At 45.5% G+C, this 20500-nt stretch carries 16 protein-coding genes and 1 riboswitch; of the genes, 13 read left to right on the top strand and 3 right to left on the bottom strand.

All coding sequences use genetic code 11. The features are described 5' to 3' along the window. The first annotated feature begins 22 nt into the window (after positions 1-22). The 9 genes from MKY63_RS05710 to MKY63_RS05670 all read left to right on the top strand — a co-directional run bounded on the left by MKY63_RS05710 (position 23) and on the right by MKY63_RS05670 (position 13914). Positions 23-880: a glycosyltransferase family 2 protein gene (locus MKY63_RS05710; RefSeq protein WP_038568901.1), complete on the top strand. Its 858-nt coding sequence runs from the start codon at positions 23-25 to the stop codon at positions 878-880. Next, positions 867-2054 carry a glycosyltransferase family 4 protein gene (locus MKY63_RS05705; RefSeq protein WP_036676596.1) on the top strand — a complete coding sequence of 396 codons (1188 nt, stop codon included), beginning with the start codon at positions 867-869 and terminating at the stop codon, positions 2052-2054. The genes MKY63_RS05710 and MKY63_RS05705 overlap by 14 nt, the downstream gene beginning before the upstream one ends. After that, entirely contained in the window at positions 2054-3193 is a 1140-nt protein-coding gene (locus tag MKY63_RS05700; RefSeq protein WP_339811948.1) for a glycosyltransferase family 4 protein, read from the top strand. Before MKY63_RS05705 ends, MKY63_RS05700 begins: the two co-directional genes overlap by 1 nt. 64 nt (positions 3194-3257) lie before the next feature. Then, positions 3258-4358, top strand: a complete 1101-nt coding sequence (locus MKY63_RS05695) for a glycosyltransferase (RefSeq protein ID WP_339811946.1) — start codon at positions 3258-3260, stop codon at positions 4356-4358. A 4-nt stretch (positions 4359-4362) separates the two neighbouring features. Further along, on the top strand, positions 4363-5703 hold the full coding sequence (locus MKY63_RS05690) for a UDP-glucose/GDP-mannose dehydrogenase family protein (RefSeq protein WP_339811943.1): 1341 nt from the start codon (positions 4363-4365) through the stop codon (positions 5701-5703). A 629-nt stretch (positions 5704-6332) separates the two neighbouring features. Then, positions 6333-7706, top strand: a complete 1374-nt coding sequence (locus MKY63_RS05685; protein ID WP_076129262.1) for a sugar phosphate nucleotidyltransferase — start codon at positions 6333-6335, stop codon at positions 7704-7706. 136 nt (positions 7707-7842) lie between these two features. After that, positions 7843-7922, top strand: a riboswitch (cyclic di-GMP riboswitch). 12 nt (positions 7923-7934) lie between these two features. After that, the gene (locus tag MKY63_RS05680; protein WP_339811941.1) at positions 7935-9485 is read left to right on the top strand and encodes a glycosyl hydrolase; all 1551 of its coding nucleotides are present in this window, start codon (positions 7935-7937) and stop codon (positions 9483-9485) included. 151 nt (positions 9486-9636) lie between these two features. Next, the gene (locus MKY63_RS05675; RefSeq protein ID WP_254847715.1) at positions 9637-11157 is read left to right on the top strand and encodes a glycosyl hydrolase; all 1521 of its coding nucleotides are present in this window, start codon (positions 9637-9639) and stop codon (positions 11155-11157) included. Positions 11158-11208: 51 nt separating this feature from the next. Beyond that, the gene (locus MKY63_RS05670) at positions 11209-13914 is read left to right on the top strand and encodes a discoidin domain-containing protein (protein ID WP_280753487.1); all 2706 of its coding nucleotides are present in this window, start codon (positions 11209-11211) and stop codon (positions 13912-13914) included. Positions 13915-14001: 87 nt separating this feature from the next. Here MKY63_RS05670 and MKY63_RS05665 read toward each other — a convergent pair whose 3' ends face one another. Then, positions 14002-15066 carry a GNAT family N-acetyltransferase gene (locus tag MKY63_RS05665; protein ID WP_339811936.1) on the bottom strand — a complete coding sequence of 355 codons (1065 nt, stop codon included), beginning with the start codon at positions 15064-15066 and terminating at the stop codon, positions 14002-14004. Positions 15067-15260: 194 nt separating this feature from the next. Here MKY63_RS05665 and MKY63_RS05660 point away from each other — a divergent pair, with 194 nt between their 5' ends. Next, positions 15261-16739: a potassium/proton antiporter gene (locus MKY63_RS05660; protein ID WP_076137164.1), complete on the top strand. Its 1479-nt coding sequence runs from the start codon at positions 15261-15263 to the stop codon at positions 16737-16739. Between the two features lie 187 nt (positions 16740-16926). Next, entirely contained in the window at positions 16927-17382 is a 456-nt protein-coding gene (locus MKY63_RS05655) for a Dps family protein (RefSeq protein ID WP_076129259.1), read from the top strand. A gap of 94 nt (positions 17383-17476) precedes the next feature. Here the strand turns inward: MKY63_RS05655 and MKY63_RS05650 are convergent, their stop codons facing one another. Both MKY63_RS05650 and MKY63_RS05645 read right to left on the bottom strand, forming a co-directional pair. Further along, positions 17477-18181 carry an AIM24 family protein gene (locus MKY63_RS05650; protein ID WP_076129258.1) on the bottom strand — a complete coding sequence of 235 codons (705 nt, stop codon included), beginning with the start codon at positions 18179-18181 and terminating at the stop codon, positions 17477-17479. A gap of 49 nt (positions 18182-18230) precedes the next feature. Then, complete coding sequence (locus tag MKY63_RS05645; protein WP_076129257.1) at positions 18231-18698, bottom strand: hypothetical protein; 468 nt, start codon at positions 18696-18698, stop codon at positions 18231-18233. A 225-nt stretch (positions 18699-18923) separates the two neighbouring features. Between MKY63_RS05645 and MKY63_RS05640 the strand changes: the two genes are divergently transcribed. Both MKY63_RS05640 and MKY63_RS05635 read left to right on the top strand, forming a co-directional pair. After that, on the top strand, positions 18924-19610 hold the full coding sequence (locus MKY63_RS05640) for a M50 family metallopeptidase (RefSeq protein WP_076194197.1): 687 nt from the start codon (positions 18924-18926) through the stop codon (positions 19608-19610). Between the two features lie 190 nt (positions 19611-19800). Then, positions 19801-20487, top strand: coding sequence for a hypothetical protein (locus MKY63_RS05635; protein WP_076279907.1), 687 nt, complete (start codon positions 19801-19803; stop codon positions 20485-20487). Positions 20488-20500 lie beyond the last annotated feature (13 nt).

The raw sequence follows: 20500 nt of genomic DNA, 5'->3' as shown, positions 1-20500 counted from the left end.
AAAGATAAAGGAGGAAACCTTCATGGATTCAGTAAAAAGCGTGGTAGGCGGCCAAGGCAATTATCCAATATCGGCTGTCATCATCGCTCAGGATGACGAAGTTCGAATATCTAAGGCCATACAATCCTGCAGGTTATTCGCCGACGAGGTGGTTGTGATTGACGGAGGCAGCAAAGACGGGACAGTACAGCTTTCTGAAAGCTTGAATTGTCGTGTATACGTCAACCCTTGGCCCGGATATGCGAAACAGAGGGAGTTCGGAGTAGAACGCGCGGTTCATGATTGGGTCTTCCTTATTGATACTGACGAAGTGGTCAGCGACGAGTTGGCCGCGAGTATTCTTGAACTGAAACCGGGGCTTATGGATCAATCGGTTGCCTATTCTATCTACCGGATCGGTGATTTTATGGGCAGATGGCTGGATCGTGGCGAATATCTTGTGCGCCTTTACAACCGCAAGGCGTATGGAATTCGAAATAGCTTGGTGCACGAGATGCCCGAGGTCTCTGAAGAGCGAACCATACGTTTGACAGGAACCCTCTGGCATTATGGTTACCGCAGTATTAACGATCATGTGGCACGTTTCAATAAGTACACTGACTTGGAAGCTGAAAGTGCGTATGCCAAGGGCAAACGATTTCGGGTCAGTCATCTGCTGTTAAGACCACCAGCCCGTTTCCTGCAAAAGTATTTCTTACACGGGTTGTTCAAGAAGGGAATGTCAGGTTTCGGAGTATCCGTATTCTGGGTCATGTATGAATTCATGGTCGGCTTCAAGCATTACGAATTAATTAGATCGGGAAAGCTGACTCAGCACAATGCGAAGACGAGTCAGACCGAGAAGGAGAATAAAGGAGAGAGAAGCTATGCCGTACAGTGACGGATTGAACATTATGACGACAGGCCTTAGCTGGCCGTCGCTACAGCCGGGTGGGCTTAACACGTATTTCAAATCCGTTTGCGAGCAACTCTCCTCACGTAATCGGGTGCATGCGCTGATTTGCAGTCAAGAGACGCCTGCTACCCCTGAGGAATTGATTATTCACAATGCCGGAGATCCAAAAGATGGGATCTGGAAACGTAAGGATGCTTTCCAGCGTAAGGCGGCCGATCTGATGGGAGAGGGCAGTGGCCGTATAGATATTTTATACACTCACTTTGCTCCTTATGGTATTGGTCCAGCCCTGGAAGCAAAGAAACGTGGGATTCCTGTAGTGATGACTTTTCATGGCCCATGGAATGAAGAAATGAAAATCGAAGGCCAAGGCATTAAGCACCGGGTCAAAACAACCATCGCCAAATCCATTGAACATAGAGCCTATAAGCTTGCGGATAAATTCATCGTGCTTAGTGAGACGTTCCGCGATATTCTCCATAAGCTGCACGGAGTGCCACTACACAAAATCATTGTGATTCCAGGCGCAGCTAATGTGGAACGTTTTATCCCCGCTACGAATCGATTGGCGATTCGCCGGACCTTGAATTTACCTGAGGGAGCAACAACCGTGCTGACTGTCCGGCGTTTGGTCAATCGGATGGGACTACTCCAGCTGCTTGAAGCCTGGAAGCAAGTTGCGGAGCGATTCCCGAATGCAATTCTGCTGATTGGTGGTAAAGGGCCGTTGCGGGGGGAACTGGAAGAAAAGATCGCCGACTATGGCTTAAGCAACAAGGTAAGGCTGCTAGGCTACATTCCTGATCATGAACTGGCCTCTTATTATCAGGCAGCGGACATGTTCGTGGTTCCCTCACAGGCATTGGAGGGCTTTGGTTTGATAACCGTTGAAGCCTTATCTTCAGGATTGCCAGTGATGGCTACACCGATTGGCGGCAATAAGGAAATTTTACAAGGCTTCCGGCCGGAGTTGCTATTTAAGAGTTCAAGTAGCGACCACATGGCTGAAGGCATGATCCATATGCTCAGCAATCGAAAGCTGCTTCCGAGCCGGGATGAATGTAGGGAGCATGTACTGGAGAGATACACCTGGGAGCATGTTACGGATCAAGTAGAATCCGTGTTCCTACAAGCTTTAGGAGAGGAGGTGACCACGTAATGCTTAGAGTGGCCTATATAGATCACACTGCTAAATGGAGTGGTGGAGAAGTTGCCCTGTTTAACATCCTTACCCATATTGGAGAACAGATCGATCCCCTGGTAATCCTGGCTGAGGATGGTGCCCTGGCTGAACGGCTACGAGAAAAAGGGATGGATGTCCGTATTATTCCGCTGGATGAGAGCATCAGAAGTCGTGGTAGAAATGCAGTTAACTTGGGAGCACCTGCTGCAGCCTTCAAGCTGTTGGCTTATGGCCGCAAGCTTGCGCCGCTTTTAAAAGCGGAGAAGGTAGATTGCGTGCACACCAATTCCCTGAAATCTGCATTATACGGAGCCATCGCTGCAAAAATAGCGGGCGTTCCATTGATCTGGCACATCCGGGATCATATTGGAGCTCCTTATTTAAAGCCAATCGTTGCCAAAGGAATTCGTTTGCTGTCGCGTCTGCTCCCAAATGGAGTCATCGCAAATTCACATTCTACGCTGAATGCTTTGGAGTTGCCGCGTTCGAAAAAAACGCTGGTCGTATACTCCGCTTTTGCTAAAGCGATTGGTAATGGGATCGGCATGCGGGACCAGAAGGATTTTAACGTACTGCTAGTTGGTCGATTGGCGCATTGGAAAGGTCAGCATATTGTGCTGGAAGCCGCAAAAAGCTTTAAGAACGAATCTCGTGTGAAATTTTGGCTGGCCGGAGACGCTCTGTTTGGAGAAGAGGCTTATAAGCAGGAATTGCTGCAAAAGATAAACAACGACGAGCTTACTAATGTAAGCATGCTAGGGCATGTGGATGATATTCAAGGCCTTATGAATACTGCTGATTTACTGATTCACACTTCGGTAACTCCTGAGCCTTTTGGCCAAGTTATCGTTGAAGGAATGGCAGCGGGATTGCCGGTGATCGCCTCTAATGAAGGCGGGCCGGTAGAAATTGTAGTTCAAGGTGAGACAGGGCTACTGATAGAGCCTGGTGACGCGGCGATACTGGCAGACTCCATTAAATGGATGCTGGATCACCCAGAGGAAAGACGGCGGATGGCGGACAATGGGATGAAACGAGTGAAAGAGCATTTTGTTATCGAGAATACGGTCAAGGACATCGTTGACTACTATAAAGGTTTGTTGGCGGGCACCTGACAGATGATGATATGACGCGGTAATTCTGAAGATGATGCTCCATAAAACTTTGAGGATGATTCACATGAAAATTGCGATAGCGCACGATTACTTAATCCAAATGGGCGGCGCGGAAAGAGTGGTGGAAGTCTTTCATCACATGTATCCCGAGGCTCCAATCTACACAACGGTTTTTAACGGAAGCCGCCTTACTGACAATCTCAAAGATGCGGATATCCGTGCCTCCTGGCTGCAAAAGATTCCGGGGGTAAAGACCAATTTTAAAGGGGTGCTGCCACTTTATCCAATGGCCATCCGTGATTTGGACTTTCGCGGTTTCGATATCGTCCTGAGTTCCAGCAGTGCTTTTATGAAAAGTATTCAAGTTCCTAAACATACGTTTCATCTTTGTTACTGCCATACGCCTATGCGCTTCGCATGGGATTATGACACCTACATGGAACGTCAGTCGAATTCCGGGCTGTTCAAAAAAATGCTTAAGGTATACATGCAGCAGCTCAAAACGTGGGACCAACGGACATCCAAAAATGTGAATCAGTTCGTAGCCAATTCTTCAGTAGTGAAGACGAGGATTCAGAATTATTATCACCGGGATGCAGATGTCATATTTCCACCGATTAATACAGCCCGGTTTACAAGCTCTTCTACCATTGGTGACTATTATCTAATTGTTTCCCGGCTTGTTTCCTACAAGCGGATTGATCTGGCAGTAGAGGCTTTCAATCGTAACGGTCTTAAGCTTTATATCGTAGGGGATGGACCGGATCGCAAGCGTCTCGAAGGCATGGCTAAGGATAATGTATCATTTCTGGGCCGGCTAGAAGATGAACAAGTGACTGGAATGATGGCACAGTGTAGAGCATTTATTTTTCCAGGAGAAGAGGACTTTGGAATTACACCGCTGGAAGCGAACGCTGCAGGAAGACCGGTAATTGCTTATGAAGCAGGTGGGGCACTAGATACTATTATTCCTTATGTAAATGGTGTCTTCTTTCAGCATCAAGAAGTGGAGGATCTACTTAAGGCTATTTATGAGGTAGAGTCCTACGCCTGGGATATCGATCAAATTATGGAGCATGCACGTAAATTCGATGAGCAGGCGTTTATGGTTAAGTTCAAGCAGTATGTTGAGCAGGCGTACGTCAATTTTCTAAAAGGAGGATGATTATATGAAGCTGACAGTAATCGGTACTGGGTATGTGGGTCTTGTATCTGGCGTGTGCTTTGCACTGGGCGGACATCATGTCATCTGTGTGGATAAGGACGAGGAAAAGATTGAGAAGCTGAAACAGATGGAATCGCCCATCTATGAGCCGGGAATCGAGGAACTGATTGAACTGAATCTTCGTGAGGAACGGTTATCTTTTTCTGCAGATCTCCAAGAGTCGGTGCGCCGTTCAGATATTATCATTCTTGCTGTAGGTACGCCATCATTGCCTAACGGTGAAGCAGACTTAACCTACATTGAGGGTGCAGCCGCTGAAATCGCCAAAGCGATGGAAGGGCACAAAATAATAATGACTAAATCTACAGTTCCAGTAGGAACAAATGAAAAAATCTCTCAAATGATCTCTAAGTATACCCAACATTCTTTTGATATCGTGTCTGCACCTGAGTTTTTACGTGAAGGGTCAGCGATTCGCGATACCCTCCATCCTGATAGAATTATCATTGGCCTTGATAATCCAGAGCTGGAACCAACTATGCGCGAGCTTCATAAGGGTTTCACAGAAAATGTATTTGTAACAGATATACGCAGTGCTGAAATGATCAAATATGCTTCGAATGCATTTTTGGCCACGAAGATCTCCTTTATTAATGAGATTGCTAATATTTGTGAAAAAGTGGGAGCTGATGTAACCGAGGTAGCACAAGGAATGGGTATGGACCAAAGAATCGGGTCATCCTTCCTGCAGGCTGGTATCGGTTATGGAGGCTCCTGTTTCCCGAAAGACACTAATGCGCTCATTCAAATTGCGGGCAACGTCGATTACGAATTCAAATTATTGAAATCTGTAGTCGAAGTGAACAAGGGACAACGGTTTATGATCATCTCCAAGCTGCATGAATCACTTGGCAGCCTGCGCGGTTCGACGATTGGGATATGGGGGCTTGCTTTTAAGCCTAATACTGATGATGTCCGCGAAGCTCCCGCCAGAGAGATTGTTGAGGCACTGGTGGCTGAAGGGGCAACAGTCAAACTATATGATCCAATCGCAGCTACAAATTTCAGGCAGCAATACGATCATCCGCAGCTTCGCTGGTGCAATCTGCCAGAGGAAGCGGCTGAGGGCAGCGATGCCGTCTGCCTCTTGACCGATTGGAGCCTACTCAAGGATATTGATCTGCATCAGCTGGCGAAAAGCATGCGTAATGGGGTGCTGATCGATGGACGCAATGTGTATTCCAAGGAGCAAATCGAGGGTACCGGCCTCGTTTATCATTCTGTCGGCCGCCCGCAGATGGGTGGATTGAGCGGTTATTCTGCTAGTGTGGCTGGAGCGGTTTAATCTAAGTTATATGGATTGAACTTGTGATTTTTCTATTTAGGGATGAGCCGTGACTCCAGAGAATGTTTGGAATTCCAGCCGCTGTTGTCTGCAGATTTCCTGATTTTAACCGCTGATAGCGGTAGAAATCCGCAGACAAAGGCGGACGCTATCGCTCCTCCAGTTCCAAAATTCTCTTCCGCCACTCCATTCCCTTAATCTTAAGTTTCTAAGCAATTTATAAAGTTAGGTACTCTGATTATATACCGCAGTAGCATTTGTAGTTGTCATTGTCATTGTCTCTGTGGTGGCAACTAGTCTTGTTCTTGTAGTTGCAGTTGTTCTTGCAGTTGCAGCTGCCTCCCCCGGAGCAGAAGCAAATCTTTAGAAAAACGTGCTCGCTTCCGGCTGGTACAGCCCGGTGCGCATGGATCATTGTTAAAAAGTAGTTGGTTAGGTTAAGAACGGAAAGGGAATTTGGAACTGTAGAAACGGAGTGTTCGCCTTTATCCTCGGATTTCTACCGCGAGAGACGGTCCAATCAGGAAATCTGAGGATAACAGCGATCGGAAGTCCAAAATCCCTTGGAGTGGATTCTACCTAACAAAGACATAGCTTTTAATACATTCCATTCAAGGAGGGTTCATTCTATGAAAATGGTACTTCTATCAGGCGGTTCAGGTAAACGGTTATGGCCGTTGTCCAACGACTCACGTTCAAAGCAATTTCTAAAGGTACTTGAAAGCCCTCAAGGTGAACCAGAATCCATGGTACAACGTGTCTGGAGACAGCTGGAGGAAGCAGGGATGGCAGAATCATCTTATCTGGCCACCGGCCGTGGCCAAGTAGAAATGATACAAAGCCAACTGGGAAGTCATGTGCCGATTATCGTTGAACCGGAGCGTCGGGATACTTTTCCGGCTATCGCCTTAACAGCTACCTATCTTTATTCAGTGGCAGGTGTTTCTCCAGCGGAGACGGTAGCAATATTGCCTGTTGACCCTTATGTAGAAGCATCTTTTTTCGATACCATAGCTATGCTTGAGGGGACCATGCTGGAAAGTGGAGCAAATCTGGCTCTAATGGGTGTTGTTCCTGAACATGCCTCAGAGAAATACGGATATATTATTCCTACCACCGAAGAGGCGGGGGAAAATGGTTTTATGAAGGTGAGTCACTTTCAAGAGAAACCTGACCGCATACAAGCAGAACAGCTCATCGAGCAAAATGCCTTGTGGAATTGCGGAGTGTTTGCCTTCCGCTTAGGGTACTTGTTAGATATTTTGCAGCGTAAAGGGTTGCCTTTAGGATATGAAGAATTGCAGAAGCAGTATAAGCTATTGTCTTCCATCAGTTTTGATTATGAAGTGGTGGAGAAAGAAGAACATATTGTGGTGCAGCCGTATGATGGATTCTGGAAGGATCTTGGAACGTGGAATACGCTGACAGAGGAAATGAGCAGCAAGCATGTAGGAAAAGGTTTTGTGACGGCGGATTCTGAGGGGACTTGCTTGATTAATGAGCTGGACATTCCGATTACGGTAATTGGTGCGAAGGATCTGATCATTGCGGCTAGCCCGGATGGGATTCTAGTTACCCATAAAGCTGAGAGCCCACGGATTAAAGAAGTGCTGAAGACCTTTGAACAAAGACCGATGTACGAGGAACGCCGTTGGGGTCATTACAAAGTTATTGATTATGTGAAATATGATGAAGGCAATGAAGTGCTGACCAAACGGATTTTTATATCCGAGGGGAATAATATCAGCTATCAATTACATCGCAAGCGTAGTGAAATTTGGACAATCGTCAGCGGCGAAGCAAGTATTGTGCTGAATGAGAAAAAACATAATGTGAAGGCTGGGGACGTGGTACGTATACCGGAAGGAACGAAGCACGCGATCCTTGCTTTGACGGATGTTGAGTTTATAGAGGTACAGACGGGGTCTGAATTAGTAGAAGAAGATAACATACGTATTACTTTAGACTGGAATGATATAGAACTACAACAATTCATTTCATAGGTCTAACCTATCTATTTAACCAATTCAAAATTTCTTGAAACAGGTAAATTGACTCAATTATCAAAAAAAGTCATAAAAACACTAAATATATCATTAATTGTCGTCGATACTTACGGTAAGAGAGATTATTTCTCTTAAATTGAAAAGGCAAACCTATCGAAAGGTAGGGACGCAAAGCTATAGGGCCTTCGAAAGAGTGGCAGCCTGGCTACCGAAAGGGAGATTATTTTGAAAGCTTACCGTACGTATCGATTGTTTGGTGCATTTCTGTCACTCGTCCTGTTTCTGACTGCACTTCCGCTTGCTGTTGGAATTTCGCCGTCTGTTGTCATAGCTGCTTCAAATTCTGGAACGCCAGTTACCCCAGGTGCCTCACCTGAAGCCGTAAAGCTGCTTAACTATTTTTACTCGATCTCAGGAAAAGGTATTATTGCCGGTCAACATGACTATTTAGAAAGTCCAGATGAAATTAACAATATGCTGAAGGGAACCAGCGGACAATATGCGGCTCTTCACGGTTATGAAATGGGTGCGATCAGTGGTCAGTCCGAAGCAACGATGGCTTGGCAACGTCAAAATGTGGTGAACAGCGCCATCAACTGGAATAAAGCGGGCGGGATCGTAGCTATGACTTTTCATGCTAACCTGCCGGGCACCTCTTATGACTGGGATAATGTGAAAAAAACACTTAGCCAGAGTGAGTTCGATAGTTACGTTACACCGGGTACCAAGCAATATAACAATCTGATCGCTGAGCTTGATAAGGTGGCCGTCTCTTTAAAAAGCTTGCGCGATGCCAACGTTCCGGTGCTTTGGAGACCCTATCATGAAATGAACGGGAACTGGTTCTGGTGGGGGAAGAAAAATAACTTTTCTAAACTATGGAATATTATGTATGACCGTTTTGTTAACGTTCATAAATTAAATAATTTGTTATGGGTATGGAGTCCGAATGCTCCCAATGTTTGGTCAGATCCTTATGCGCTAACTTATCCAGGTGCTGATAAAGTAGATATTCTGGCAGCAGATATATACGAAAATGATTACCAGCAAAAATACTATGACAGCTTATTGAGTCTAGCCGCAGGCAAACCGATTGCGATCGGGGAAAATGGTGAAATGCCTAATCTGGAGAAGCTTCAGCAATCGCAAAGTAAATGGACGTATATGATGAGCTGGGGAAAAATGCTTTACGAGAATAACAGTGCAGAAACAATTAAAACATTTATGAATAGCAACTATACCCTGACCAGAGATAAATTAAATACTGGTCTGGCACCGACACCTAGCGCCGCACCAGCGCCGGCACCTTCTGAAGAAGAGGGGGAGGCAGCAATTCCTCTCGCGAAGGGGCTTGCAGGAGAGTATTACAACAACATGCAATTGTCGGGAGCAGCAACTCTTAACAGAACTGATGCAATAATCGATTTCAATTGGCGGCAAGGCTCCCCGGATGCCGCCCTCGGGATTGATCGGTTCTCCATACGTTGGAGCGGTAAAATTAAGCCATTATATAATGAGCAATATACATTTTACACTACCTCAGATGATGGTATCCGTGTCTGGGTGAATGGGGAATCCGTGATTGATAGTTGGACTAAGCAAAGTGGTACTGAGCGTAAGGGCACTATAACGCTGAAGGCTGGCCAGCTATATGATATCAAGGTGGAGTATTACGAGAATGAAGGCGATGCGAGAGTCCGCTTGATGTGGGAAAGTGCTAGTCAAGCTAAAGAGACAGTTCCAGCAAGTGCACTTTTTCTTCCGGATGTCTCCTGATTGATGAAAATTAAAGGTCGATCCTTAGTGGCTCTGCGTTATTGCAGAGCTACTAAGCTATAGTCCTCATTAGGTCAGAAGACGATTGTCCGATAACAGGTATGTTTTTAACACCTGTGGAGGCAGTACAGCTACCGAAAGGAGGATTTATTTGCGTAAATATTATAAGAAAAACAGATTGTTGTTTACTATGTTACCGGTCTTTATTATTTTTTCCTTGCTGCCTTGGGGAGAGGTTAAAAGTCTTCCGAAGGCTATGAGTGTTTCTTCCTCCCTACCTCCGGCTATACCAAGTAATCCTTCGGCTTCTGAAGAAGCCAAGCAACTGCTAAGTAATTTGGTAAATCTACGTGGCAAAGGGATCTTGTCCGGCCAGCATGATTATCTAGAAAGTCCAGATGAACTGGTTCATAAGCTGAAGAATACTTCGGGACAAAATGCTGTTCTACATGGTTATGAATTAGGGGCGATTAATAATCAATCCGAAGAGACGATCGCAGAACAGCGGCAAGCTGTTATAGACAGTGCAATTGAATGGCATCAAGAGGGTGGCATTGTAGCGATGACCTTCCATCAGAGCTTACCGGGAACCTCTCCAGAGTGGTCCAATGTAAACAGAAGTCTCAGTCAAGAGAAATTTAATGCTTATGTTACACCTGGGACAGCTCAGTATAAGAGGCTAATCTCAGATCTAGACGAGGTTGCTGGATATTTGGGTCAGCTGCGTGATGCCGGAGTTCCGGTCTTATGGCGACCTTACCATGAAATGAATGGTGGTTGGTTTTGGTGGGGGAAAAAGGACAATTTTTCAGAGCTGTGGAGTATTGTCTATGATCGTTTTGTAAACACACACAAGCTAAATAATCTACTGTGGGTGTGGAATCCGAATGCGCCGAATGAATGGTCAGATCCATATGCTGCATATTATCCCGGTGGGGATAAACTCGATGTTCTGGCTGCGGATATCTACAATAACGATTATAAACAGTCCTACTATGAGGATCTGCTCGCATTGGCCGAGGGTAAACCTATCGGAATCGGGGAGAGTGGGCAACTGCCGAACCCGGATGTATTAACTGAGAAACAAAATAAATGGGTCTATATGATGACCTGGGGAAAATTACTGACAGAAAATAATACACTACAGTCAATTAAAAGCTTTATGAAAGACTCGTTTATAGTATCAAGAGAGGACTATGTTCTCACAACAGGAGATCCTTCGATAGCACCCGTAACTCCGGTAACCCTAACGGGTTTAACTGGAGAATACTATAACAATACTGATTTAGAGGGAGAAGCGGTACTTATCCGCAATGACCGTAAGATTGATTTTAATTGGCATGGTGGGTCTCCTGCCTCAGAGATAAATGAAGATCACTTTTCTGTACGCTGGAAAGGGAAACTCAAACCCAAATTCAGTGAAAAATATACGATTTCGGCATCCTCTGATGATGGAGTCCGTGTCTGGATTGACGGAAAGCTGATCATCGACAATTGGAAAAATCAAAGTGCAACCCTTCATAAAGGAAGTATCCCACTCACAGCCGGAACGCTTTATGATATCCAAATTGAATATTATGAGAATGAAGGAGATGCCAATCTTCGTTTGCTATGGGAGAGTTCCAGCCAGAAGCAGCAGGTAATTCCACAAGGGGCATTGTTCCTTCCTTAATCTAATGAAATGATAGGGTAAGACATTCCGGAAGAAAGAGAGGACCTATGGATGGGAATAACGAGGAGAATATCTAATAGAAAAAATAAGATATCTGCAAACAAACCATTACTGTTATTACTAAAATTCGCCGCATTAACCGTCTTGTTTCTGTTGTCTGTCTCTGTCTTCGGAACGAATAGGACAAACGATTATAAGGTAGGTGCCAATATACCGAGACTATCTGCAGGAACTGATGCTGCAGCAGAAATACCGGATGGTACTGTGATCTGGAATCTGGGACAACATGATGGCTCAGCAGCTGAATTCGCTGCGAGTGGCACTTCTGGCAGCAAGAAGGAATTTAATGTTACTTCTTCGGTGCTCAAATCATCGGCTCTTCAGAGCTTGCCTGCAGGCTTGAATGGAAAGACCCAGCCGGAATTAACGATCACCTATCAGCTAAATAAGATCCCGGAGAATGGGGTCTTATTTAGCGTAGGTATTCTGGATGCTTATAAATCCGTGCCGCAAATGAGTGTGTTCTCCAATCATCAATTGTCGGGGATCATTCAAATTGCGGGCGTTGCTGGCACAGAAAGCGAATATAACTTTCAAAAGACCTATGAATTATATATTCCCAAGGAGCAATTGAAGATAGGAACGAATGAATTGAAGCTGCAAACGGTTCGCTGTTTATATTGCAGTGACAAAGAAGACGAATATTCCTGGTGGACTTGGGATAATCTCCGTTTAGAATCTCTTAACGCTCCAATTTCTGAGCCTATCCATGGCAGCTATACACTGACGGGAACAGTAGTGAATAATAAACAATTTTATTTCGATGAAGGTGCAGTTACGCACTTGCCTTATGTTATCAAATGGCTAGGGATGGCTTATAGCGGGAATGTGATGCGTACTAGCTGTGCCAGTGATGTCGGGAGATCCTGCTCGGATATGATGGAATATTACAAGGTATTGCAGGATTACAACATGCAGGCGGTTGCTTTGTATTTGCATACTGGTGATATTAAGCTTAAGGCAGATGGATCGTTGCCTGTTGACGCGGAGAAAAAGCTGACAGATTATTTTGAGCAATATAGCCCCTATTTTCAATATTATGAGGTAGATAATGAGCCGGGATTATTCAATCGTTCTAAGGCAGTGAATCTGGCGATTGCGGACTGGCTGAATAAAAAGGGCAAGCAAATCGCGCCCCATTTACAAACTGTTGCTCCGGGTTGGGCATATTGGCCGAGCTACAGTGAGGATTCTTGCGGTAATCAGAAGGGAACTGGGAAGGAATGTGGAGATCCGGATGGCTGGGAACGTGATCCAGAGCAACGTATGGAGCTGGAGAAGGTTACGGATTTGACCAATGGACATTCCTACGGAGACTCTTATATTTTTAGTAATGGAGGAAGCTTTACTGAGAATTTGAAGACCTTCACTGGTGCAGACAATGGACTCGGCAAAAAAATGCTGACCACTGAATTTGGTACCTCGGACAGTCATGTGGATGCCTATCAATACGGGGCAACGGAGCGGACAGCGGCTGTATTCGACCGGATCATGCGTGCACATATTGGTTATGCGGATATGTTTGTGCAGCATGCTGCTTTTTTTAAGGATTTCAGTTTATTCAAATACGGGTTTAATTTAGAAGAGCATGATCCGGCGACCACAGAGATTTATTATACAAAAGAAAATGAGGATTCACGTGTCAGCATCATGAGAAGGCTCAGTCTTGCCTATGCTACACATGGAGCTCCGCTAACTTATCAAATTGCCAACAAAGATGTGTTAGCCGACAAGCTGGTATATGTTCGGGCCGTGGATACTTCTACATTGAAGCCTCTTGCGGGAAGCGGAGCGACCTCAAATAAGGTGCTGGTTAATTTCGTTAACTTTGAATCTACTCCACAAACTGTGAGTGTAAATGTGACTATGCCGAAAAACGGGGTGTATGAAGGGGAACGTTTTGGAAACGGGGATACGTATGAAAAAGCAAGAAGTTATGTAACAGGTAAAAAGGCTACTCCTACGTTAACCTTTACGGAGACCCTTGCTCCAGGAGAGGCTGTGCAGTATATTTTGCAGCCTTCCTCTGAAGTAAAGCCGTCGGCACCTAAAGGATTCAAAGCCGCAGCAACAAAAGGTTTAGCTGTAAAATTAAATTGGTTGGAGGCACCAGGAGCAAGCTATGAGCTGCTTCGCGCTGAAGGTAGCGGCGGGGAAATGAAGGTGGTGGCCACCGATGTGAAGCTTACAGAATATACGGATCATAATTTACGTGAAGGGACGTTATATACCTACGCGGTAAGGGTATCCGGCTCTAATTTACTGTCCGATAAAGTTCAGATTACAGCTACTGGACTGGTTCCTCTGGATCGTACTAAATGGAAGGTATCCTCAAATGTGAATACGGCAGCATCAGCTCCTAGTCTGGCTATCGATGGGGATCGGCGCACGCGCTGGGATACAGGGAAACATCAGGTTTCCGGTGAGTATTTTCAGATTGATTTGGGTGAAGCACATGAAATTGAAAGAATAGATTTGGATAGCACGTTATCACCGTTTGATTACCCAAGAGACTATGTAGTCTATATTTCTGACGATGCTCAAAACTGGAAAAAACTCACGTCTGGTAAAGGTACGAAAGAGCTTACTAAGATATCCTTTTCTAAAGTGAAGACGAGGTATGTCAAAATTGTACAGAACGGAGCCGGCGGGAATTATTGGTCTATTCAAGAGTTACAGGTGTACTCCAGAGAATAAGCAATTATTTGAATTTATATAACTGTTAATAGAGCATACTAAATAACCTCAGCGGGATCCTTCTCCCGCTGAGGTTATTTTTGTGCTTTAAATAAAATGGAGGCCTGACATATAAGGTAAAGGAATTGCCTCTGATTCCTCCAAGGAATCAGAGGTGCGAAGCGGGCTCGCTGGATCAAACAGCAGCGAGATCAGCTCCTTGTCGTCCACGGACGACAAGTCGAGGCTACGATTGCGGCATACTTCCGTCTGCCGCAAAAGCGCTTCCCGGTCTGCGATGCAGACCGTCCCGCTATTCGCGCCGGCGCTTAAGGAGGCGCCGGCGTCCCGCAGAAGCGCGAGCAGGCTGCGCTCCTGCCACGGCACAGGCACTTGCAGCGTGCCAACGCCGCTGCACAGAGCCGCCTTGGCCAGCAACGCCGCTACCGCTTGCGGCTGGCCGGCCCATTCCACCGCCGCCGCTGGGCTCGGCGCCGGCACATCCGCCGCAGGCACAGCCATCGCGGCGAACCCCTCGATGCTGCCGTCCCGCACGGCTACGAGTGTGCGCTGGGACAAGCCCAGCACACCCGCGTAAGCCTCGGCACCCAGCAGCAGCGCCAGCTCACCCGGACTGTACACCTGTCCGGCTTCGCGTTCATTCAGCAGCCGGTTGACGGCGAAGAAGTCGCCCGGCTGCATTGGCCGCAGCGTCCATTCTTCCCCTGCTGCGGCAGCAAGTGCGTGAGCCGAGCTTACGTTCAGCTCGGCCAATTGCGTACCGCCGAACGGTACGCATCCCGCTCGGGTATACAGCGAGCGGTCACCCGAGACAAAGATAAGCGATGCGCCGGCATTCGCAGCATGGGTCTGGCATAGCTGTAGAAGCTGACCGGCTAGTCCCTGTCCGCGATAAGCAGGATCTGTGCAAACCGCGCCGATGGAGAACACGTTCAGGAGAGCTTCTCCAGTGCGGATCGTGGAGGGCACTAATCCCATAAAAGCAGCGATGTTACCGTCCTCGGCAACGGCTGCATAAGAGTGAGTGTAACCAGGGCTAAAAATCAGCGGAAACAGCTCTTTCATAGAAGTGTCGCCAGCTTTACGAAAGATGGAATGGGCTAGAAGAGCGGCTTGCTCCAGCTCCGCAGGTTTAATTAATCTCAATTGCATATACAGTCAGCCTCCTTATATGTAAATACGAGTAGGGTAGAAAGGAATTATTTTAAGTATAAGCCCCAGCGGATGAAATCTTCAATCCTGCTTATATTATTCAATGTCTCAAAAGGAGGTGGATAAGGGTAATAACGTACATAAATAAGGAAGCTTATATTTTAAGCTAGAAGCGAAAGGGAAGTGAATAAACGGTGACCCAACTTGCAGATAATATCATATTATTGCTGGCAGCTCTCTTACTTGTAGGTGTGTTTTCCACCAAATTCTCCACTAAATTTGGAATGCCAGCTCTAGTGCTTTTCCTTGCTGCGGGGATGGTACTGAGTCAATTTATCTTTTTTAACAATGCTTCCTTAACACAAATGGCCGGGATTTTTGCGCTGGTTGTTATCTTGTTCGAAGGTGGGATGCAGACCAGTATTAAGGATATCAAGCCTATTATTCGGCCGGCATTATCCTTATCCACGGTAGGCGTATTGTTAACGACAGCTATCGTTGGGGTGTTCGCTAAGCTGATTCTTGAGGTGTCATGGGCAGAAAGTTTTCTGTTCGGAGCTATCGTGGGTTCGACTGATGCTGCTGCGGTCTTTTCGGTATTAGGCGGTAAGAATATTGACAAACGACTGACCTCGACACTCGAAGCGGAATCAGGCAGCAACGATCCTATGGCGGTATTTTTGACAGTATCGCTGATCGAATGGATTCAGCATCCGGATATGGCGATATGGGGACTTGTGCTGTCCTTTATATGGGAGATGGCAGTTGGTTTGGTGATAGGGATTGTACTTGGTAAAGTCGCAGTATATCTTATCAATCGAATTAACCTGGATTCTACGGGACTTTACCCGGTATTGGCAATTGGATTTGCTGTCCTAACCTACGGCTTATCTGCACTCGTTCATAGCAGCGGCTTGCTGGCTGTCTATGTAATGGGTCTTACCCTTGGCAATTCCGAGCTGATGTATCATCGAACCATTATGAATTTTAGTCATGGCTTTGCTTGGATGATGCAAATATTTATGTTTATATTGCTGGGTCTACTGGTATTTCCACAGGAGCTGGCAGAGGTGGCTTGGCAAGGTATATTGCTGTCCGTCATTCTGATGGTTGTGGCAAGGCCAATAGGAGTGTTTATAAGCTTGCTCTTTTCCAGATTCTCTATTCGTGAAAAAACACTAATTTCTTGGGCCGGCTTGCGCGGAGCCGTTCCAATTGTGCTGGCAACCTATCCGCTGCTAGCTAATCTTCCCCACGGCCGACTGTTCTTTAATGTAGTATTCTTCGTCGTGCTGACCTCAGCAGTGATTCAAGGAACAAGCATTTCACCGCTGGCTTCCCGGTTGAAGCTGGTGGGGCAAGAGGATTCAGCACAGCCATCACTGATGGAGCTGGTCGCCCTTGGCAAGACGGATTCCGAGTTCAACCACATAGGAATTGAACCTTACATGCCCATTGCCGGGCAGAAAATCTCCGATATCGGACTGCCAGATGATATCTTATTTACTGCTATTATCCGGAATAAAAGCATTGTCACCCCCCATGGCAGTACCGTCATTGAGCCAGGTGATACTGTATATGTCTTAAGTCCAAAGAGCAAACGCGATGAGATGAGGGCTTTTTTCCGGAGTCAGAAAGGGAAGACGGCGGAGGAAAATATATCTTTGATTTAAGTCTAGAAAGAGGACGTTATCCAGAGTGTGACAGAGATAATAGGCGTTATAACAAAAGTTATGCTAGAATCGGCAACATGCAAATCTTCAGAGTGGTTGCAAAAAGCAAAAGGATGTGTTAAATTGTATATAGATTTAGAACGAGTCTAAATACAATATAATAAATTAACCATAGGAGGTTTTATTAATGACTACACAACTAAAGAGCCAAACTGAACTGCACGCTGCTTTGAACCGCCAGACCGCGAACTGGTTCCTGCTTGGGGTAAAGCTTCATCATTATCACTGGTATGTTAGCGGATCCCAATTCTTCACGCTGCATGAGAAGTTTGAAGAACTCTACAATGAAGCTGCTGGTTATGCAGATGATTTGGCTGAGCGCCTGCTTGCTATTGGTGGACAACCTGCCTCCTCTATGAAACAATATCTGGAGCTTTCCGATTTACAGGAAGCTCGTGGCGGCGAAGATGCCAAGGGTATGGTAATGGAGCTGGTTAGAGACTTTACAACTGTTTCTAAAGAACTGCAGGCTGCGATTGCTACTGCAGAAGAACTGGCTGATCAACCCACTGCGGATCTGCTGATTGGTATTAGAAGCAGCATTGAGAAACATGCTTGGATGTTGAATGCTTTTATCGCCTAAGACAACATTCTTATAAAGGATAGAACCACAAAGAGCGCCTGCGTATAGGATACGCATGGCGCTCTTTGTTTTGTTGTTTTACTGCTGAACACAACTATTTAATAAACACACCCCCGAAGGGAACTACCTCGCGTAGAAATCGTTTAACAATTCCATCATCGTTGTTATCTCTTTCGAATCGGCGGTTCTGACGTCCTGCCTGAAACAGCACAGGCCCGTGACCTGTCATCTTCCAGTGATAGCTCATATGCTGGCTAGCCAAATGGTTGCCGTAAACGGTGAGCTCCAGCTTGGCATTCTCAGGGTAGGCAATAATGCTGCCTGCATCGACATAAAGGGGGTTGGTCGGGTGCAGTACAGCTTCACAGACCGTACCCTCCGTCAGTATGCCAATCATGCCATTGCCCGAGAATTTCACTTTTACAATGTCCCGTGTAACGAGCACATTCTTCATGCTTAGCACTCGGGTCTCCAGTGAAATACCTATACTGTAGAAGAAGAGATGCTTAAAGTCGTACAGCAGATCGCTTTTGCCATCGAGCTGCAGGATTTTTATGCGATAGCCTGGTGGAAGGGCGGCGACGAAATGGCAAGGACCTGCCATATCGGAACGAATCAACTTTCGCTTGCGGTATATGCCCTTCACATCCATAAATCTGTCCGCTCGTCCTGAGGAAGGACCTTGATAAGCGATAATTTGTTGTGGATGGAGTACATGAACCTCTTCCTTCTCCTCAAGGGAGAAGGCTACGGCTTGTCCGCTTCCACTGTCGCTTTCATCTTGGATATCGATGTTCATAGTTCATCTCCCTCATGCTGTGACTGTGATCTTCAATGAATACGTAAGACTAACGCAGACGGTCGCCTTTTCGCGAACGGTAAAGCATGCTGAAACGAATAAAACGGATCAGTATAAAATAACCTAGGATTAGTCCAATCCCTGTAAAAATAGTCACTTTGATTTTATGATAATATTCTTCGCGTGCCGTCCGGTCATTTTTTAATTCATCAACCATCTGCGTTAGTTGGCGATTCTGCTCTTGTAGGCTTTCGTTCTGTATCCGGTAAGCTTCTATCTCCTGCGTGGTATTCGCGAGCTTATCCTTTGCCTGCTGAAGCTCTTCAGCGGTTTGCTGAAAACCTTCCTTTAATTCATTCACTTCGTTTGGCAGCTCGGAGAAATTTTTAACTCCATTATAGATATCACTGAATATATTAGCTTTTGCTACAGGAGCTGGCAGGCATACAGTAAGCGTCAGCAAGAACAGGAGCGAATATAACAGCTGTAGATATGCTCGGGATTTATGTTGCTTCATCTATATAATCACCACCCAATTTAGGCTTGTAGTTCTTTTATTTTAACACAGCTTGACAGCTTCTGACAGCGTACGCCATGGGACTGGTAATGCTTATAATGAAAGTAATTTTTACCTCCTTAAGGTTTTCGTTTACTCATTATTAAACACGATCAGTCCGTGATTATCTCGATTGAGAAGAGGTACTATTTATCGTATACTTTGGACGAAAGGGGCTGCTGTCGATTGAACAAATGGCTTAAAACAATATTGCTTCTGATCGGATCTGCTTTTTTGACTAGATTGATCCCATTTTCATCTTTGTTTCGGAATTTAGACACGATGATTCATGAATTTGGTCATGCTCTGATGACCTTACTACTGTCGGGTAGTGTGCTGAGGATTGAATTATACGCAGATCATAGCGGTGTAACCTATTCAGCTATTCAAGAAGGGGGCAAGGCAATATTAGTTTCCCTCTCGGGTTATTTGCTAGCCTCCTTATTTGCACTTCTGCTCTTCTATTTATACAGTAAGGGACGCCATGATTGGGGCCTTATCTTAGCTACGGGTGTGGCGTTGATTATGCTCCTGCTATACGTGCGAGGAAGCTTTGGCATGATGTGGTTGGGCGGATTTATTGCGCTAAATATTCTAATGCTGGTGGTTTGGAAGAAGGCCAGCAAATATTATTATTTGTTATTGGCCTTTTTAACCTTGGAGGAGTCTGTAATGGGAAGTTTATTTCTGGTATACGCGGCTGCTGTATCACCGTCCCGTGCAGGAGATGCCAGCAATCTGGCAAGAATGACTCCCATACCCGCTATATTTTGGGCCACACTGTTTTTTATATTTTCTCTGTTGTGTGCCAAATGGGCACTGGGACTATTTTTCAAGCGAGAGCGAATGCAGACTAAATTAGGGAGTCGATGAGAAAAAAACATAAAATTTTCGTCATAAATAGACAAAAGGAGTTGTTTTTACAAGAGTCAGTCTACTAAGCATGTAGAATGACTCTTTTTTTGTCGATAATATAGAACCGAACATACATTCCATGACATGGAGTTGTCCGCCATTATTGGTACATTAATAGAAGACCCAAAAAAAGAAAGAGGTGGAAATAATGATAGAAAGTATTCATCCGGTATTCACATGGAGTCAAAATCGTATTTTTGCAGGCGGCAATCGTAATGTTATTTTGCTTGTCGAATGGAAAGGGAGTATACCTGCAGAGCACAGCCGACCCAGCAGTTATAAAGTGGTTGCGCGTGAAATTGAGCTGCGGGTTTGGCTTGAACCCCATGTAACTTTTAAGCGTTCGTATGGGTGTGAGTTTGAAGTCGGTGAAGGCAGATCGCTACTTCTTAAGCTTGGCAAAATAAAAACGGGGCAACGAAAGTTTATTGCTTTGGAATTCAATATCTCTACTACTATTGCAGGTAGATATGAAGCTCTTTCCTTACAGTGGAAATATAAAAAGCCAACCGTAGAGCGTGTTCAAGAGCTTCCAGTAAAGGTTCTTGAGCTAGAATACACCCATCATACTCAGGTTCTGAGTGAAACCTGCTGCTTTCACGTAGAGAAACATCTGGAATTGTTAAAAACAGCTGAAACGATTGAGGAGGCAACCACGTTGCAAAATGAAGGACAACATAGTCAAGCTCATGAAATGCTTTGCCGTCACGCAGATAAATTACTATTACTAGCCGTGCGTTCTGGAGATCCTTTACTACTTAAAGAGGCCGAAATGTTGTATAAACAGATTGGATTCGAGTATCAGAAGCGGGGGAAAACTGCTACTGGAAATTGATATAGGACATACA

It is taken from the genome of Paenibacillus sp. FSL R7-0189 (genome assembly GCF_037969925.1).
Lineage (GTDB): Bacteria > Bacillota > Bacilli > Paenibacillales > Paenibacillaceae > Paenibacillus_AQ > Paenibacillus_AQ odorifer.
The sequence above is the reverse complement of the archived record's forward strand: the minus strand, read 5'-3'. Positions and strand labels throughout refer to the sequence as shown.

What these genes read in the sequence shown, in the direction of transcription:
- MKY63_RS05685 (WP_076129262.1), top strand. Translation starts at nt 6,333, where the DNA reads ATGAAAATGGTACTTCTATCAGGCGGTTCAGGTAAACGGTTATGGCCG.
- MKY63_RS05650 (WP_076129258.1), bottom strand. Translation starts at nt 18,181, where the DNA reads ATGAACATCGATATCCAAGATGAAAGCGACAGTGGAAGCGGACAAGCC.
- MKY63_RS05705 (WP_036676596.1), top strand. Translation starts at nt 867, where the DNA reads ATGCCGTACAGTGACGGATTGAACATTATGACGACAGGCCTTAGCTGG.
- MKY63_RS05645 (WP_076129257.1), bottom strand. Translation starts at nt 18,698, where the DNA reads ATGAAGCAACATAAATCCCGAGCATATCTACAGCTGTTATATTCGCTC.
- MKY63_RS05670 (WP_280753487.1), top strand. Translation starts at nt 11,209, where the DNA reads ATGGGAATAACGAGGAGAATATCTAATAGAAAAAATAAGATATCTGCA.
- MKY63_RS05710 (WP_038568901.1), top strand. Translation starts at nt 23, where the DNA reads ATGGATTCAGTAAAAAGCGTGGTAGGCGGCCAAGGCAATTATCCAATA.
- MKY63_RS05635 (WP_076279907.1), top strand. Translation starts at nt 19,801, where the DNA reads ATGATAGAAAGTATTCATCCGGTATTCACATGGAGTCAAAATCGTATT.
- MKY63_RS05695 (WP_339811946.1), top strand. Translation starts at nt 3,258, where the DNA reads ATGAAAATTGCGATAGCGCACGATTACTTAATCCAAATGGGCGGCGCG.
- MKY63_RS05655 (WP_076129259.1), top strand. Translation starts at nt 16,927, where the DNA reads ATGACTACACAACTAAAGAGCCAAACTGAACTGCACGCTGCTTTGAAC.
- MKY63_RS05690 (WP_339811943.1), top strand. Translation starts at nt 4,363, where the DNA reads ATGAAGCTGACAGTAATCGGTACTGGGTATGTGGGTCTTGTATCTGGC.
- MKY63_RS05665 (WP_339811936.1), bottom strand. Translation starts at nt 15,066, where the DNA reads ATGCAATTGAGATTAATTAAACCTGCGGAGCTGGAGCAAGCCGCTCTT.
- MKY63_RS05700 (WP_339811948.1), top strand. Translation starts at nt 2,054, where the DNA reads ATGCTTAGAGTGGCCTATATAGATCACACTGCTAAATGGAGTGGTGGA.